This is a genomic window from Acinetobacter sp. Lyrl_1 (assembly GCF_051948795.1).
Taxonomy (GTDB): domain Bacteria; phylum Pseudomonadota; class Gammaproteobacteria; order Pseudomonadales; family Moraxellaceae; genus Acinetobacter; species Acinetobacter towneri.
In genome coordinates, this window is the sequence record NZ_JAYJLK010000009.1 from 62,564 (window position 1) to 78,875 (window position 16,312).

Sequence of the window (16,312 nt, forward strand, 5' to 3'; positions counted from 1 at the left end):
GAAAGAATTCTCTCTTCGGGGGACGTCATCATATAGACTTTTTTTGATTATGGATAGTCTTTGATGTTTGGATGTGTTATCGCATTTTTTCGTTGAAGGCATAAAGTAAAGCAAAAAAAATAAAATGGAAAGTTAATAACCTGAAATTTCAAAATTTATTTGTTGTGTGACATGCTCAACCCGATGCACTTGGGTGCTAAAACTGCCATCTGCATTCAAATGTAACACACGGTAACCCGGTGCCTCAGGCCCAAGCGCAAAGTGCTGGCTATGTGGTTTAAATTGCACGCAGGTCGAAGGCGTAGAGTAAAATTGAATCCCTTGCCATTCATTTAATGAGTCTTGATGCACATGCCCACACAGCACCAATTTGACATTGTTGTGGCGTGCCAATACATCAATTAAGGCTTCGGTATTTTTAAGTTTGTGCTGATCTATCCAGTGCGATTGCATATCAAAAGGATGGTGATGACAGGCAATAATCACCTGCTGCTGCGCATGTTGCTGTAAAAGCTGATCTAACTGCTGTAATTGTGCTGCGTCCATCCAGCCATCAATCCGACCTTTAACCGCAGTATTCAGTAAAATGACACTCCAATTGCCCAACTCAATTGCATGAACTTGATTGGACTGTAAATGGAATGGAAAAACCGCGGCATCATCATGATTGCCCGGAATCTGGAAATGCGGCGTATTCAAAGTCTGCATAAACTGCAAATAACGCTGATAGGTTTCAGCAACAGGGATTTGTGCTAAATCGCCTGTATGGAAAATAGCATCGAGCTGCGGATATTGCTGTTGAATATCGTGCATTACCGCGTGAAAGCTGCGTTCAGGATTCATGTGCACAAACTCTAAATCTTCCTGATTCATGAGGTGCGTATCTGAAATTTGTACAATTGTCCAGCGTTGCTGGTGATTGTTTGAGAATAAAGTCATGCCTGACCCCTTAGACATCCTTCACGGTTTTAATTTGTTGTTGTAACCATTGCAATGCCATGATGACAGGTGCGTTTTTTAGCCGACCATTGGTCAGCAAGTTTGGAATTTCCTGATAATCAAGAATGTGTAATTGAATATTCTCTCCTTCATCTGGCATACCAAACACGCCACCTTCCTGTGGTAACGTGGTGCTCGCACTATATAAGTGGAACAATTCTGCGCATGCACCCGCAGATGGATAAAAACTGAATAAATGTTGTAATTCTTTTAATTCACAGCCCGATTCTTCCAAAGCTTCACGACGAATGCAACTTTCAGGTGATTCATTGCCATCTAACACGCCTGCAATCACTTCGAGTTGCCAAGGCGAGTCGCAATCATCAATTGCACCAATACGGAATTGTTCAATCAGGGCAAATTTTTGTTGTGCTGCATCATAAATGAGTACCCCAGCCGCTTCAGGGCGTTGAATGAGTTCACGCTGAAGGACTGGGGTATAGGTGGTTTGATTAAACAAGCGATGGCTCAGGCTGACTTTTTCAACCTGAATAAAACCACGATACAGGTATTCACGTTGGTGAATCTGTGCATCGTGTTGTCCATAAGTTGCTTGTTGAATAATCTTCATAAATTCTCATCAGGATGAGCAAAGCATAATTTCATCCTAACTGAGATTTTATTGAATACAAACGCTTTTTAAACAAATTAGAGCTTATGGTATAATTTTTGACCATGTTCCTGATAAGCGGTTTTCATGGCTTTGAGACCTGATTCGACCTCTGCATCTACTTGCTCCGTTTTGTTCGCAGCATTTTGATTTTGTGCATAATCTCTCACGTTTTGCGTGATTTTCATCGAACAGAACTTTGGTCCGCACATTGAACAGAAGTGTGCAGATTTATGCGCTTCTTTTGGCATGGTTTCATCATGCATGCTGCGTGCGGTATCTGGGTCAAGGCTCAGGTTAAACTGATCTTCCCAGCGGAATTCAAAACGTGCTTTAGATAAGGCATTGTCACGTGCTTGCGCGCCCGGATGTCCTTTGGCAAGGTCAGCCGCATGTGCTGCAATTTTATAGGTGATGATGCCGTCTTTGACGTCTTTTTTGTTCGGTAAGCCTAAGTGCTCTTTAGGTGTCACATAGCACAACATTGCAGTACCGTACCAACCAATCATCGCTGCACCAATTGCAGAAGTAATATGGTCATAACCTGGTGCAATATCCGTGGTTAATGGGCCGAGTGTATAGAATGGTGCTTCTTTACAGACTTCAAGTTGCAAGTCCATATTTTCTTTGACCATGTGCATTGGTACGTGCCCCGGGCCTTCAATCATCACTTGCACATCATGTTCCCAAGCGCGGTGAGTCAATTCACCCAAAGTTCGCAGTTCGCTGAATTGTGCTTCATCGTTGGCATCTTGAATACAACCCGGACGTAAACCATCACCTAAGCTGAACGATACATCGTAAGCTTTCATGATTTCGCAGATTTCATCAAAGTGTGTGTAAAGGAAGTTTTCTTCATGATGCGCCAAACACCATTGCGCCATGATTGAACCGCCACGCGATACAATACCTGTTAAGCGATTGGCCGTGAGTGGTACATAACGCAATAACACGCCTGCGTGAATGGTGAAGTAATCCACACCTTGTTCAGCCTGTTCAATCAGCGTGTCTTTAAAGATTTCCCAAGTGAGGTCTTCGGCAATGCCGTTTACTTTTTCTAGTGCCTGATAAATAGGTACAGTACCAATTGGCACAGGCGAGTTGCGGATAATCCATTCACGGGTTTCATGGATGTTTTTACCTGTCGATAAATCCATGATGGTATCTGCGCCCCAACGGGTCGCCCAAGTCATTTTCGCGACTTCTTCATCAATACTTGAACCCAGTGCCGAGTTACCAATATTGGCATTGATTTTGACCAAGAAGTTGCGACCAATAATCATTGGCTCACATTCTGGGTGGTTAATGTTGGCAGGAATAATTGCACGGCCTTCAGCCACTTCCTGACGTACAAATTCAGGCGTGATTTCAGTTAAGTTTTTAGCCCCAAAGTTTTGCCCTGGATGCTGACGCATATCGACACCTTCGCGTTGGCGTTGGTTTTCACGAATGGCGATATATTCCATTTCAGGGGTAATGATGCCTTGTTTGGCATAGTGCATTTGGGTGACGTTTTTACCCGCTTTGGCACGACGCGGCTTTTGAATATGGGCAAAACGAATCTCTGCAGTACGAATATCGCGTAAACGCTCTTGACCAAAGGCTGAGCTGAGGGTTTCTAGTTTTTCGGTGTCTTGGCGCTCTTCAATCCAGCTGTCGCGGATGTTCGGCAAGCCTTTATTCAGATTAATTTCAACATTTGGATCGGTATATACACCTGAAGTGTCATACACCATGAGCGGTGGATTGTGCTCACCGCCTAAACCTGTTGGAGTGTCGGTCAGTTCAATTTCACGCATTGGCACCTGAATGTCTGGGCGTGAGCCTTGAATATAGACTTTTTTCGATGCAGGCAAAATGCGGGTTAAATCTTTGGCATCTTGCTCGTGTTGAGCAGAAATGTCAGCAGGGGATAGATTCGTTAATTGGTTCATTGCAATGATCCTGAAGAATGAAATCAACGAATCAAGCACGACCAAAAACATTGCAATTGAGTTGTTGAAACTTTAATAGTTCAACATTAACCGTGTGGCGGGGTTTTTAGGTGGCTTGATTCCTACGCAGGTTTTAACCTGATCAGGTTCAACGGTACTTGGGTTTAAATCTGTGTTGCAGGCCTTTGGACAAGCAACAAAGAATGGACACAATCTCAGCGAGGAATTACTCGCGCTCCGTCAAGCTGTATAAATAGTAGCACGTTGTTGGTATAAAAGCAGGCTTCGCGCGGCTTTTATTCTTTGATGCCTAATGACAAGGATTTGAGCTTTAAGCGACTTTGGATAATTAGCGAGTAATACAAATGGCATCGCTAAAACAATCGCGTTTTGCATGGATGGAGATGTTCTTTAAATTTAAATATTGATGCAACTGTGCATGTACTAAAGCATCATCACCATATTCACGCTGTTCACGTGCAGTGGGCTGTGCTGCAATTTCAGTGAGTCGTTGTTCACTGCTCATGTGTAAAAAGGCAAGGAATTTACGCGCTTGCTGTGCTAAGGGAGATTTTTGCAACTTTGCCAGTTTTTTAATTTCAAATAATACGGCAGGTTGGATACTGTATTCATCGACATAATCCTGAGAAACAGGACTGTTGACTGTGCCTTTAAACAGCAGCAAGGCATACACTTCGGCTAGATAACGTGCATCCCGTATAAAGTGACTTTTAGGATAACGCTGCACGTAATCTTCCCAAAATAAGGCGCGTTCAGTCAAATCGGCAGCATCAAGGGTGAGTCCACCATCACGCAGGCTGTGCTGCATATTGTCATTGGCCATTCTTTCAATAAAAATCTGCTCGGCATCGGGCATGTAAGGCGCAAAAATAATGGCTAAGTATTGCGGGCTTCGACGATAAACCAACTGTGCTTCACCTGCATCGTATAGCTCTAAATAGGCTTGTCCCTTATGTTTCAATAAATATTGATCACGCAAGGCAAAGTTTTCAAAATGACTTTGCTGAATGGTCGGATGCTGTGCCATATCAAAAGCGTGTTGGTCAAAGGCAGCTTGTTCTGCAGCGCTGCGTTCTACATGCAAAAAGCGTTGATACATTTGGGTCGAAAGATTGAGCAAATTTAATTGCTCATTCAAAGGTAGCAAGGGTAGGCAGACTTTTAAATCCTGATTAATTTGTTCTAGCGCAAACGTGGTGCGGGTATTGTCAATTTGCTGCATATTGTGCTGAATATTTTCACACATTTGGGTCAAATCTACAGGTTCGCTGGCACTGGCCTGTACCTTTGGTGGTTCAGCTACGGGAGGTGTATCTGAATTTTGGCAGGCGTGCAAATACAGACAACTGCCAAGCAGTAGGGCAAGTTTACTGGCGCGAAGAAATTTAACCATTACAGCAATTCAACATGAGTATTCTTTCATCATCTAGTGCCTTCATTTAGGCACTATGGATTCCAAAAATTCAAAATGAGTCATTCATACCAAAATTCTAAATTTAAAATATCCGCTGTGAGGCACACGGTTTTAGAAGCTTGGGTCGAAGGACGAGGGGAGAGCTTGCATTGTAAAGTCAAAGCCACGGAGTAAATTGTAGTATTCTGCTAGAGTTTGGTTACATGCCTGTGAGTAAGTACCACTTTATGCAGCGATTGTTAGCACGTGTATGGCTTTGCTTAATTATTGCAATGAATTGAAATAATATGAAAAATTATCAAAATTAATGAAAATCATACGAAAAAAATGCAAATTCGCTTTAGTATGGGCGGTGTAAAAATACATTGCAGTAGGATTGACGAAATTACAGAGTGGGTTGATCGAAAAATAATGAAAAAAATGATGTTAGTGACATGCTTATGTTGGATGAGTTCAAGCGCTTTTGCTTTGGATTTAATGCAAGCCTATCAGCGTGCTCAAAATAGCGATCCGACTTGGCGCGCACAGCAATTACAATATCAGGCCGATCAATTAAATTTAGGGCTTGCGCAAGGCAATTTACTGCCAACTGTGACTCTGTCGGGCAATATCACCCGTAAAAGTCAGGAAATAAGTCGAGTCAATATTGCCAGTTCCTCGCCAGAGCTTTTAAGCAGTTCATCTTCAACTTCACGTCAAGTCGCGTTAACAGCACGTCAGCCTTTATTTCGTTGGGATGCTTGGCAAGCCCTGAAACAAGTCAAAACCTCGTTAAGCCTGAGTGAAGTCACCTTACGTTTACAACAACAGCAACATATTTTGAATGTATCAGAAGCGTATTTTAATGTGCTGAGACAGCAGTCTTTAACAACAGCATATTTACAAGAAGAAAAAGCTTTGTTGGAACAGCTCAATATGATGAATGCCAAACTGCGTGAAGGTTTGGTGGCTAAAAGTGAAGTCAGTGAAGCCAATGCGCAATATCAAAATGCACGAGCGAACAGGATTGGAACACATGTGCAGTTGGTTTTGGCACAAGAGCAGTTGGCACAATTGATTGGGCCATATCAAGAAAGTTTGGCAGTTTTGCGAGATGACTTTCAATTTCAAAAACCTGTGCCTGAAAGTTTAGAGGCATGGTCGCAATTGGCACAAACTCAAAATTTGGCTATTCAACAGGCACGTTTGCAGCGACAATATGCCGAAGATGCACGTCGGGTTGAACAAGCAGCACGTTATCCGCAGGTAGAAGCTGTGGGCAGTTATGGTTATGCCAAACAAAGCCCTGAAAGTATCATGTCGCCCGATGGTCAGTTCGACCAGGTCGGGATTGAAATGAACTGGAATGTGTTTAGCGGTGGGCGGGTCAATAAAAATGTGCAAAAAGCAGTGGTTTTGGTACAAAAATCTGAAGCCGAGCTAGATGCAGCAATCCGTAAAGCCAATACCGATGTGAAACAGGCATATTTACAAGTCGAAACTGATCAAGCCAAATTGCAGGCGCGACAGGCTGCAATGAATTCAGCAGATTTAGTGGCACGAGCATCCAAAGCGCAATATCAGGAAGGTTTAAAAACCATGGTGGATGTACTGTTGGCACAGCGTAACGCCTTTTCTGCCAAGCAGGATTATCTCAATGCACAGTATGACTATTTGAAGCATGTGTTACAGTTGAAAGCAGCCGTTGGGCAATTGACTGAACAAGATGTGCAGGAAATGAATGCTTGGTTGATTCGGAAAGCCATATAGGGTCTGTTGACATTTCATAAATGGCTTGCGCTGTAGGCTAAAACTGAGCAGATCAGGCATGAAACGCAGGGAATAGCGAGACTATTGCCAAGTTTCATAACGCAATCTGAGAAAGTTTTAGCCACATGAGCAAGAACAAAGCGTTGCTTTGTTTGCTGCGCAAGGGGGCGAGCATATTTTTGCTACTATTGCTTTATGAGTCAGTCATTTAGAATGACTAAATTTCCTGTCCCATGCCTTATATCAGCTAAAAAATATGCGTTGCCGCAAACATAGACGAAATGTCAACAGACCCAAGTCATTTTGTCATCTGAATGGCTTATGCTGTTTAAAGACAGAAACGATCAGACTTGAGAGTTTGGTGAGAAAATGTCATAAAAACGTCATCATTGCTGTGCTTTAATATTCAATCATTGCGTCAGTCTATCCTTTTGTTGTGGAGTGTATTCCTTGAGTACGAATAATCCTGTGTTAAGTCACCATATTTCTTCTCAGTTCAATGAAGATTTGCAGGATGTAAATACCAAATTTATGGCCATGGGTGGTTTGGTAGAGCAGCAGGTTGCCAACTCGATTCACGCACTCTTGGATACCGATGCAGCCTTGGCGGTAGAAGTTCAGTTCCAAGACAACGTTGTCAATCGCATGGAAACCGAAATTGATGAAGCCTTAACGTTGATTTTGGCGCGTCGTCATCCAGCCGCAATTGATTTGCGTATGGTGATTGCCATGTCTAAAGCCAATACTGACTTAGAGCGTATTGGTGATGAAGCTGCAAAAATTGCCCGTATTGCCCAAAACTTATGTGAAGAAGGTGGTTCGCCACGCGGCTATATGGAAACACGTCATATTGGTAACCAAGTGCGTGTCATGATTCACGATGCACTCGATGCTTTTGCGCGTTTAGATGTCGATCAAGCACTGCGTGTTTTACTTGCCGATGCCGATATTGACCGTGAATATCAATCTGCAACACGTACTCTTATGACGTATATGATTGAAGATCCGCGTCATATTTCACGTGTGATTAATGTGATGTGGGTGTTACGTTCATTAGAGCGTATTGGTGACCACGCACGAAATATTTCAGAACAAGTGATTTATATGGTCAAAGGTTTTGACGTACGTCATACCAGCGTCAAAGAAATTGAAGAAAAAGTACAGGAACGCTAAGTTCAGCTTTTTTGAATATTCAGCCTCATCTAATGATGGGGCTTTTTTTATGGCTTGAAACAGCCGAAATTTTGGATAAAAAAAATCTCAGACTTTGGGGGAAATCTGAGATTGAAATCGGGGATATTTATTATAGTGAGAGATAATTGCTTATCTCCTTGAAAATAAGTATAGGAAAATCACACTCAAGAATCATGTGGTTTATTGTAGTGGAATGTAGCGTTTTATATACAAATGTATTTTTAAATTACATTATTTTTAGTGTGATTATTTTTTAAACTATTCTTTTTGAAATCAATAATTAATCTATTGTTAAGTGTTTTGTTGTGACTATAAAATATACGCTTCAATCGAGAAATAAAAATAGGAAATTAGCTTAACTTTTTGAATCTATTTTCATTTATTTAAAACATTGTTGCGGCAACTCATAATCACAAATGGCATAAAAAAAGAGCCTTCATAAAGACTCTTTTAATTGTAAAATAAACAAGGTTTGAATTTTCCAAAATGAAAAAACAGTACTTGGATTAGTTTTGAGGTTTTAAGCCTTCTGCGACTTCCAAACTGGCATCATTGTTGAGAAACTTCTCACGTTGTTCTTCCAAAAACTTTTTCGCTTCAGGTTCAAACACATTTAAACGCTTTTCATTAATGAGCGTAGTTTGGTGTTTGAGCCATTCCTGCCAAGCCTGTTTAGATACCGTTTCAAGTAATTCTTGACCTTTGGCACCCGGAAAAGGAGCGAAATCCATCGCTTCCATGTCGGTTTGATATTTACGACAAAATACTTGTTTAGACATCTCTCACTTCCTGATTATGCATAAAGTTGAGCAAGACGTGTTTGAGCACGTTCAATTGCCGCTGCAACTTGTGCAGGCGCTGTACCGCCAATATGATCACGTGCATTTACAGAGGCTTCAAGGGTCAGTGCTTTTTCAAATACATCAGCTTGAATTAAATCTGAGAATTGCTGTAATTGTTCTAGGCTAAGTTCAGACAAGTCTTTGCCTTCTTGTACGCCCAATGCTACGGCTTTACCTACAATTTCATGTGCATCGCGGAATGCCACGCCATTTTTTACTAAGTAATCTGCAAGGTCAGTTGCCGTAGAGAAACCACGTAATGCAGCTTCACGCATTTCTGCAATGTTTGGTACTAAAGCAGGAATCATATCGGCAAATGCCATGAGCGAGCCGCGCACGGTATCAATGGCATCAAACAAAGGTTCTTTGTCTTCTTGGTTGTCTTTGTTGTAGGCAAGCGGTTGACCTTTCATCAGGGTCAACAGACTCATTAAATCGCCATAAACACGACCTGTTTTACCGCGCACCAATTCTGGTACGTCTGGGTTTTTCTTCTGCGGCATAATGGATGAGCCAGTGCAGAAACGGTCTGGAATATTCACAAATTTGAACTGTGCCGATGTCCATAAAATCAGTTCTTCAGACATACGCGACAAGTGCATCATAATTAAAGATGCAGCAGCGTTAAACTCAATCCCGAAATCACGGTCTGATACAGCATCTAACGAGTTTTCAGATACAGCTTCAAAGCCCAACAATTCTGCGGTAAAAGCACGGTCAATTGGGTAAGTGGTACCTGCCAAAGCAGCAGAACCCAAAGGCATACGATTAACACGTTTGCGGCAGTCAATTAAACGCTCAGAGTCACGTACCAACATTTCGAACCATGCCATAAGGTGATGACCAAAAGTCACAGGCTGTGCGGTTTGCAAATGGGTAAAACCAGGCATAATGGTGTGGGTGTTTTTGGCTGCCAAGCTCAAAATGCCGTGTTGTAATTTTTTTAATAATTCTAAAATGGCATCAATTTCGTCACGGACATACAAACGAATATCGGTTGCCACTTGGTCGTTACGGCTACGACCAGTGTGTAATTTTTTACCTGTAATGCCAATACGCTGAGTAAGGCGCGATTCGATGTTCATGTGGACATCTTCAAGGTCAATACGCCATTCAAATTGACCTGCTTCAATTTCAGCCTGAATGGTATTTAAACCTTGGATAATATCGTCACGCTCTTCAGTCGTAAGTACGCCTACTTTGGCAAGCATCGTTGCATGCGCAATTGAGCCAGCAATATCTTGTTTATAAAAGCGTTGGTCAAATTGAACAGATGCTGTAAATTCAGCAACAAAAGCATCAGTCGCTTCAGAGAAACGACCGCCCCACATACCCGAAGTTTGGGCTTGTGACGGATTTGAGGAATTAGAAGATGTGGTCATATCGGCTCAATAAAGTAAAAAGCGGTGATTTGGACAAGAGTATAACAAATTCAGATTCACTTGCCGAAGAACAAGCCAATCAAACTTATGCTGATACGCAGGCAGAGCAACATGAGCTGTATTTTTTTACGAAAATAGGGCGTTGGCAATATCTAATTGAACTATTTATTGGCAGTAATGCTTTGGCAATGGTCTTGGCTTTGGCTGAAGCACAGGGCTGGCAAGGTTTAAGTTTTACTCGGGTGCTGCAATATATTTTGTATATCAACTGGGTGGTATTGTGTTTTGCGGCTTTGGTTGAATTTTTTCAGGCACGTTTTTTACGCATGGGCTTGGCGCTATCGTTTATGGTGAGTTTTATCTTGCTGCAAACCATCGTATTGGTCACGACACTCAGTTTAAATACCTTATTGCATTTTGGGCAAAATTTTCATTTACAGCAGTTTAGTCTGGCTGAACTCATGCATGGGATTGGACTGCATTTGAGTTATGGTGTGATTTTGGGTGCGTTTTGTTTTCGTTATATCTATGTCCGAGAACAAGCTATTCAGCAGCGGCATAGCGAATTGCAAGCGCGGGTGCATGCTATGCAGGCCCGTATTCATCCACACTTTTTGTTTAACAGCTTAAATAATGTGATTAGTCTCATTGCAATTGATCCCGATAAAGCCGAGCAGATGCTGCTGAATTTATCACGTTTATTCCGTGCCAGTTTGCAGGAATTAAAACTGGTGAGCCTGAAAGATGAGATTGAACTTTGCCAGCGATATTTAGAGATTGAACAAATTCGTTTAGGCGAGCGTCTGACCGTGGAATGGAAAATTGAACAACCGCAACTGCTCAGTCAGGTACAAATTCCGTTATTAACTTTACAACCCTTGTTAGAAAATAGTATTTTTCATGGAGTTGAAAAAGTTTTAGCAAAGAGTACGATAAGTATATTGATCGAAATATTGCAAAACCAAGTCAATATTGTCATTACAAATCCGTATGTCAGCGATAAAATAAATTTAAGACAAGGACACGGTATCGCGCTACAAAACGTGAAACAGCGTTTACAGGCTTATTATGGGCGCAGTGTCGCTTTTCAAAGTTATGCGGGGAATGGTATGTACACGACGGTGTTGCAATATCGCTATAAATAAAAAAACTTGTGATTGTTCTGATTTTTCTTAACTTGATAAAAATAAAGTATTCAACTGAAAAGGAGGGGAAATGGACATCCTAATTTGTGATGATGAGCCTCTGGCAAGAGAGCGATTATCACGTTTGGTCACTCAATTGGGGCATCATGTGGTGGCAACGGCAGCTCATGGGCAACAGGCGATTGAACTGGCAGATGAACATCAGCCGGATGTCATATTATTAGATATTCAAATGCCGGGAATGGATGGTTTAAGTTGCGCTCAACATTTGCGTGAGCTTGACCCAATGCCAGCCATTGTGTTTTGTACCGCCTACGATGAACATGCACTCGAGGCATTTAAGTCCAATGCGGAAGGCTATTTGTTAAAACCTATTATGCAACAGGAATTGCAACAGGTTTTAGATCATTTAACAAAACTCACGCAAGCGCAGATGAGTCATTTAAAACAAAAAGAAAATATGGACGAATTAAAAATAAAACGTCACCAAATTGCTGCGAAAACTTATCGTGGTGTAGAGTTGGTGCCTATAGAAAATATCTATTATTTTTTAGCCGATCAGAAATATGTCACGGTGCGTCATAAAAATGGCAGTGTCTTGATTGATGAAACGCTGAAAGATTTAGAAACCGAATTTGGTGATCAGTTTATTCGGATTCACCGAAATGCCTTGGTCTCGATTCAGTTTTTGGAGGGGCTAGAAGTGGTCAATTCAGGACAGTATCAGGTACGTTGCCGCGAGCTAGATGAGCGTTTGGCTGTTAGTCGACGACATTTGCCTTTATTGCGAGAACGCATCCAAAAACTCTAATTGATCAGCCTCATCGCAGATGAATACGCAACAGATTGATAAATCGGCAAAGAAATAGACTTGCATTTTTAGGGGATCAGGTTAAGTTTAGATGAACTTATTTATCTTGCTTAGCCACTATGATGAAAACCCTGAAAATTGCAACTCGACAAAGCCCGCTTGCGTTATGGCAGGCTGAACACATTCGTGCCCGTTTAGAGGCGATGCATGCCGATTTAACTGTTGAGTTGGTGACCTTTGTCACACAGGGCGATAAAATTTTAGATACCCCATTGGCAAAAATTGGGGGGAAGGGCTTATTTGTCAAAGAATTAGAAGCCGCTTTAATGGATGGGCGTGCCGATTTAGCCGTACATTCTATGAAAGATGTACCCATGGCATTGCCTGAAGGTCTGAGCTTGGCGGTCATTTGTGAGCGTGAAGACCCACTCGATGCCTTTGTGTCGAATCACTATGCCAGTTTTGCAGATTTACCACAGGGCGCTAAAGTTGGAACCTCAAGCTTGCGCCGTAAATGCCAAATTTTAAAAGCACGTCCAGATTTAGAGATTATTGATTTACGTGGCAATGTGGGTACGCGCTTGTCTAAGCTAGATGATGGTCAGTATGACGCGATTATTTTAGCCAGTGCAGGATTAAAGCGTTTGGGCTTGGCAGAGCGTATTCGTCATACCATTCAGCCTGATGTGAGCTTACCTGCCGTTGGGCAAGGGGCTTTGGGTCTGGAATGTCGTAGCCAAGATCAGGCGGTGTTGGATTTAATTTTGCCGTTAATGCATGCCGAAACCAATGTCTGTGTACGTGCCGAACGTGCTTTTAATGCCTACTTGGAAGGCGGTTGTCAGGTGCCAATTGCAGGCTACGCAACTTTGCAGAATGGTCAGTTGCAGATTGAAGGTCGTGTTGGTAGTGTCGATGGGCAAACCATTCTTAAAGCTGTGCAATTTGGCGCACCTGAACAGGCTGAAATGCTAGGTGAAGAATTGGCAAAAGCTTTATTGGCACAGGGTGCGGGCGAATTACTCAAAGCCCTGTATCAATAATTCATATTGCACCAGAAGCCCATGCTCTTCATTAATACCCGACCTCAAGATCGTGCAGAGGCCTTAACTCAGGCTTTGCAACAACAGCATATTGAGGTCATTGATTTGCCCTTGTTGCAGCTTTCTGCACAGCCGTGGTCGGAGCAACTGGCTAATTTATATGCCCAGTTGCCTCACACGCATATTATTGTGGTGGTTAGTCCGACTGCTGTCGATATTGGGATGCAATATTTAGCCCGAAGCCAAATATCATTGCAGGATTTGCAGCATATACGTTGGGTGGCTGTGGGTGAGAAAACAGCAGAAGTTTTACGTGGATATGGTCTTTACAGCGAAGTCCCGCAGGTTGAAACTTCCGAAGGGATGCTGAGTTTGCCGTGTTTGCAAAATTTGAAAGTCGGCACACACATTGCCTTTTGGCGTGGCGAGGGCGGACGGCAATTTATGATGCAAACACTGCTTGATCAGGGGATGCAGATCCATAATTTTGTATTGTATCGGCGGGAGTGTCCTGCCAGTTCTATTGAAAAAATGCAGGCAGTACGCGCACGTTTAATACAATCTTCAGAATTTATCATGATGATCAGCAGTGAAGCCAGTTGGTTAAACTGGCTAAGCTTAATTCAGCGGGATTTCGATCTACTGAACAAAGGTCATTATTGGGTATTGGGTGATCGTTTAGAGAAAATTTTGCTCGATTATCAAACGCAGCATCATACAAAATATAACGTATTCAAGTTGACCCATTTAAAAACAGAATTAATATTGCAGCAAATGATGCGCATGCAAGGAAAACTATGAAAAAACTGGTTGTGATAGTGGTGTTGATCGCTTTGGTCTGGATCGTCAAATTAAGTTTTGATGTGATGCAAATTTCAGCGCAACAACAGCAACTCAGTCAAAGTTTGCATCTTGCAGAAAAAACCAATGCCAATTTAAATGATCAGCTGGTGGCTTTGCAGCGCCGTAATTATACCCAAGATGCGCCAGAACAGTCCGCAGTATCCAGCGCTGTGCAGCAAGAAGATGCGATTCAACCAGTAGATATGGTGGCGCAGCAATTGGACTTGGTGGAATTTTCCTTACAACAACAACAGTTTCACTATGCGACTGAAAAGCTAGCTCATTTAGACCGTGAGTTAAACGAATATGCTTTAGCTCCTGCTTTGAAACAAAGTTTGCACCAAGTTATTCAGCAAGATCAGAAACAAATTCAACAATTTATAACAACACGTGATGCGCAATATCAACAAGTAAGTCAGTTATTGCAGCAATTAGATCAACAATTAAAACAGCAAGCTCAACAACCTGAGCTGAACCCTGCCGATGTCGATGATCGTTATTTTTGGCAAAAATGGCTGAGTATTGAATCTGCCAAGCAACCTGCGACACAGTTGATGCAGCGCCAGATTATTTTAAAAGAAGCACAATTGCGTCTATTGCTGGCTCGACAAATCTTTATACAAGGTCAATATGTGCAATATCAACAAGAAGTGAATGACATTATTCAGTTATTACAACAATTGCCTGATCAGAAAGCACAGCAATTGGTTCAGCAATTAGAAAAAATTAAAAATTTAAATATCGTTCCAACGCCAAGTTTAAAAACACGTGCTTTATTGGGGGCGGTATAAATGAAACAGATTTTACTCGCCTATGTGGTGGTCAGTATTGTACTGGTCGCTTTGCTGAGCGTACTGAGTTATGGGCATGGTTCAGGCTATGTTTATGTGTATTGGCGCGAATGGCAATTGCAAACCAATATTTGGTTGTTGTTGTTCTTTTTCTTGTCGATTAGTGTTTCGCTACAAATTTTATGGTTGTTGTTAAAGCGCTATTTTAGCCGTGAACAGCGTAAGGTTGAAACAGTATTTAACTTTAAAAATCTGCATCCATATGAGCAATTGGCGGTCATTTGGTTGCTAGATGCTGCAGAAGATCAACACCAGTTTATTCGACAGGTGTTTGCCCAGTCAGGTTTGCTCAAAGGAGTGATGGAAGCACGTATGCACTCCATCCAACAGCAATATCCGCAAGCGTTGGCTGCCTTAAATCAAAGCAGTGCCATGGCGTTTGAGTTGGCAGAAATACAGCGTATTGAAATTTATTTAGCGCAGCAACAACCTGAACAAGCTTTGACGCATTTAGAGTTTTTGAATCAGCACGAATTATCGCCGTGGTTATTTAAAGTCAAAACGGCTTATCAAAAACGTTTAATTGCCTTGTGGGGCGAATTTGCCACGCAATATCCTTGGCATTATTTACGTTCGACCAAATACGGGCATTTAGATGCAGACACCAAGCAAAAGTGGCTGACTGAGTTATTAACCCAATTTGAGCAGGCTGATGCAGAAAATTTACAGGCTTTGCAGCAGCGTTATAGTGATTTAAGTGAGCAGATTTTCAGTCAGTCTTATGCCATTCAGGTGTTGTGGTTGAAGTTATTGTCGCGTCTGCCTGATTTGGCCGCACAACATGAACGTCTTGCGGTACAGATGTTGAGTGAACAGTTTAATCAGGAAGTGTTTTATTTATGGTTCCAACAGCAGTTGTTAAAACAACAACCTGATTATGCCAAAATTGAAAAGCAAATAAATCTGTGGGAACAGAAATACCCTGCATTACCTGTATTTAGTTTTGCCAAATGGCATATTTTTACAGCAACAGCGCGTTATTCAGAAGCCGAGCAATTACTGGATTTATATCCTGAACACGTATTAATGAGTTATTTAAGAGTTAAATCTAATTTAAAAGATCAGCCTGAATTATTAAAACAGTTAAATTTAATCTTTGAAAATAATTCTAATTTTGTCGAAATTAAAATTTAAGGGTGAGTTGTGTTAACACTAGCAGATTATCCAATTGTTTTTGAGCAGCGTGTTGCATGGGGAGATATGGATGCTTTTGGGCATGTCAATAATGTGATCTATTACCGTTGTATTGAAAGTGCGCGTTTATATTATTTAGACCATTTAAAAATTTTACAGCAAGATGTTTTGACTGTGATTGCCTCAAATCAGTGCAAATATATACGTCCTGTGGTTTATCCTGATATTTTAAAAATTGGCGTTCGGGTAGAAGAATTGCGTAATAGTGCCATGCGTATGCATTATTTAATCCACAGTGAAGCACAGCAAATGGTGGTGGCAGAGGCAGATGCGGTGATTG

15 protein-coding genes and 1 riboswitch are annotated in these 16,312 nt (G+C 41.7%); of the genes, 9 read left to right on the top strand and 6 right to left on the bottom strand.

Annotated features, from left to right (window positions below):
• Positions 1-132 precede the first annotated feature (132 nt).
• The 4 genes from cpdA to VF675_RS05190 form a co-directional block, all read right to left on the bottom strand.
• Positions 133-939, bottom strand: a complete 807-nt coding sequence (cpdA, locus tag VF675_RS05175; RefSeq protein WP_004975727.1) for a 3',5'-cyclic-AMP phosphodiesterase — start codon at positions 937-939, stop codon at positions 133-135.
• A 10-nt stretch (positions 940-949) separates the two neighbouring features.
• On the bottom strand, positions 950-1,570 hold the full coding sequence (locus VF675_RS05180) for an NUDIX domain-containing protein (RefSeq protein ID WP_253116319.1): 621 nt from the start codon (positions 1,568-1,570) through the stop codon (positions 950-952).
• 77 nt (positions 1,571-1,647) lie between these two features.
• The gene (gene thiC / locus VF675_RS05185; RefSeq protein ID WP_179988993.1) at positions 1,648-3,543 is read right to left on the bottom strand and encodes a phosphomethylpyrimidine synthase ThiC; all 1,896 of its coding nucleotides are present in this window, start codon (positions 3,541-3,543) and stop codon (positions 1,648-1,650) included.
• Positions 3,544-3,645: 102 nt separating this feature from the next.
• Positions 3,646-3,793, bottom strand: a riboswitch (TPP riboswitch).
• A 99-nt stretch (positions 3,794-3,892) separates the two neighbouring features.
• Complete coding sequence (locus tag VF675_RS05190; RefSeq protein WP_440204875.1) at positions 3,893-4,957, bottom strand: hypothetical protein; 1,065 nt, start codon at positions 4,955-4,957, stop codon at positions 3,893-3,895.
• 432 nt (positions 4,958-5,389) lie between these two features.
• On the opposite strand from VF675_RS05190, the gene VF675_RS05195 reads away from it, so the two are divergent.
• Together VF675_RS05195 and phoU are read left to right on the top strand one after the other, a co-directional pair.
• Entirely contained in the window at positions 5,390-6,727 is a 1,338-nt protein-coding gene (locus VF675_RS05195; protein ID WP_440204876.1) for a TolC family outer membrane protein, read from the top strand.
• A gap of 450 nt (positions 6,728-7,177) precedes the next feature.
• Positions 7,178-7,900, top strand: a complete 723-nt coding sequence (gene phoU / locus VF675_RS05200) for a phosphate signaling complex protein PhoU (RefSeq protein WP_004975736.1) — start codon at positions 7,178-7,180, stop codon at positions 7,898-7,900.
• Between the two features lie 527 nt (positions 7,901-8,427).
• On the opposite strand, the gene VF675_RS05205 is transcribed toward phoU, so the two are convergent.
• Both VF675_RS05205 and argH read right to left on the bottom strand, forming a co-directional pair.
• Positions 8,428-8,700, bottom strand: coding sequence for an oxidative damage protection protein (locus VF675_RS05205; protein WP_004975738.1), 273 nt, complete (start codon positions 8,698-8,700; stop codon positions 8,428-8,430).
• Positions 8,701-8,714: 14 nt separating this feature from the next.
• Positions 8,715-10,145, bottom strand: coding sequence for an argininosuccinate lyase (argH, locus tag VF675_RS05210; protein WP_171458207.1), 1,431 nt, complete (start codon positions 10,143-10,145; stop codon positions 8,715-8,717).
• On the opposite strand from argH, the gene VF675_RS05215 reads away from it, so the two are divergent.
• The 7 genes from VF675_RS05215 to VF675_RS05245 form a co-directional block, all read left to right on the top strand.
• Positions 10,136-11,290: a sensor histidine kinase gene (locus VF675_RS05215; protein WP_440204877.1), complete on the top strand. Its 1,155-nt coding sequence runs from the start codon at positions 10,136-10,138 to the stop codon at positions 11,288-11,290. The genes argH and VF675_RS05215 overlap by 10 nt on opposite strands.
• 70 nt (positions 11,291-11,360) lie before the next feature.
• Complete coding sequence (locus tag VF675_RS05220; protein WP_004975743.1) at positions 11,361-12,101, top strand: LytR/AlgR family response regulator transcription factor; 741 nt, start codon at positions 11,361-11,363, stop codon at positions 12,099-12,101.
• A gap of 122 nt (positions 12,102-12,223) precedes the next feature.
• Positions 12,224-13,144 (top strand): hydroxymethylbilane synthase, encoded by a 921-nt coding sequence (gene hemC, locus VF675_RS05225; protein ID WP_096901970.1) that lies wholly within the window; start codon positions 12,224-12,226, stop codon positions 13,142-13,144.
• 21 nt (positions 13,145-13,165) lie between these two features.
• Positions 13,166-13,945 carry a uroporphyrinogen-III synthase gene (locus VF675_RS05230; protein ID WP_004975746.1) on the top strand — a complete coding sequence of 260 codons (780 nt, stop codon included), beginning with the start codon at positions 13,166-13,168 and terminating at the stop codon, positions 13,943-13,945.
• The gene (locus VF675_RS05235; RefSeq protein ID WP_440204878.1) at positions 13,942-14,778 is read left to right on the top strand and encodes a hypothetical protein; all 837 of its coding nucleotides are present in this window, start codon (positions 13,942-13,944) and stop codon (positions 14,776-14,778) included. The genes VF675_RS05230 and VF675_RS05235 overlap by 4 nt, the downstream gene beginning before the upstream one ends.
• Positions 14,779-15,972, top strand: a complete 1,194-nt coding sequence (locus tag VF675_RS05240) for a heme biosynthesis protein HemY (protein WP_178865958.1) — start codon at positions 14,779-14,781, stop codon at positions 15,970-15,972.
• A gap of 9 nt (positions 15,973-15,981) precedes the next feature.
• Positions 15,982-16,312 (top strand): acyl-CoA thioesterase (locus tag VF675_RS05245; protein ID WP_440204879.1); only part of this gene is annotated, 331 nt, incomplete at its 3' end.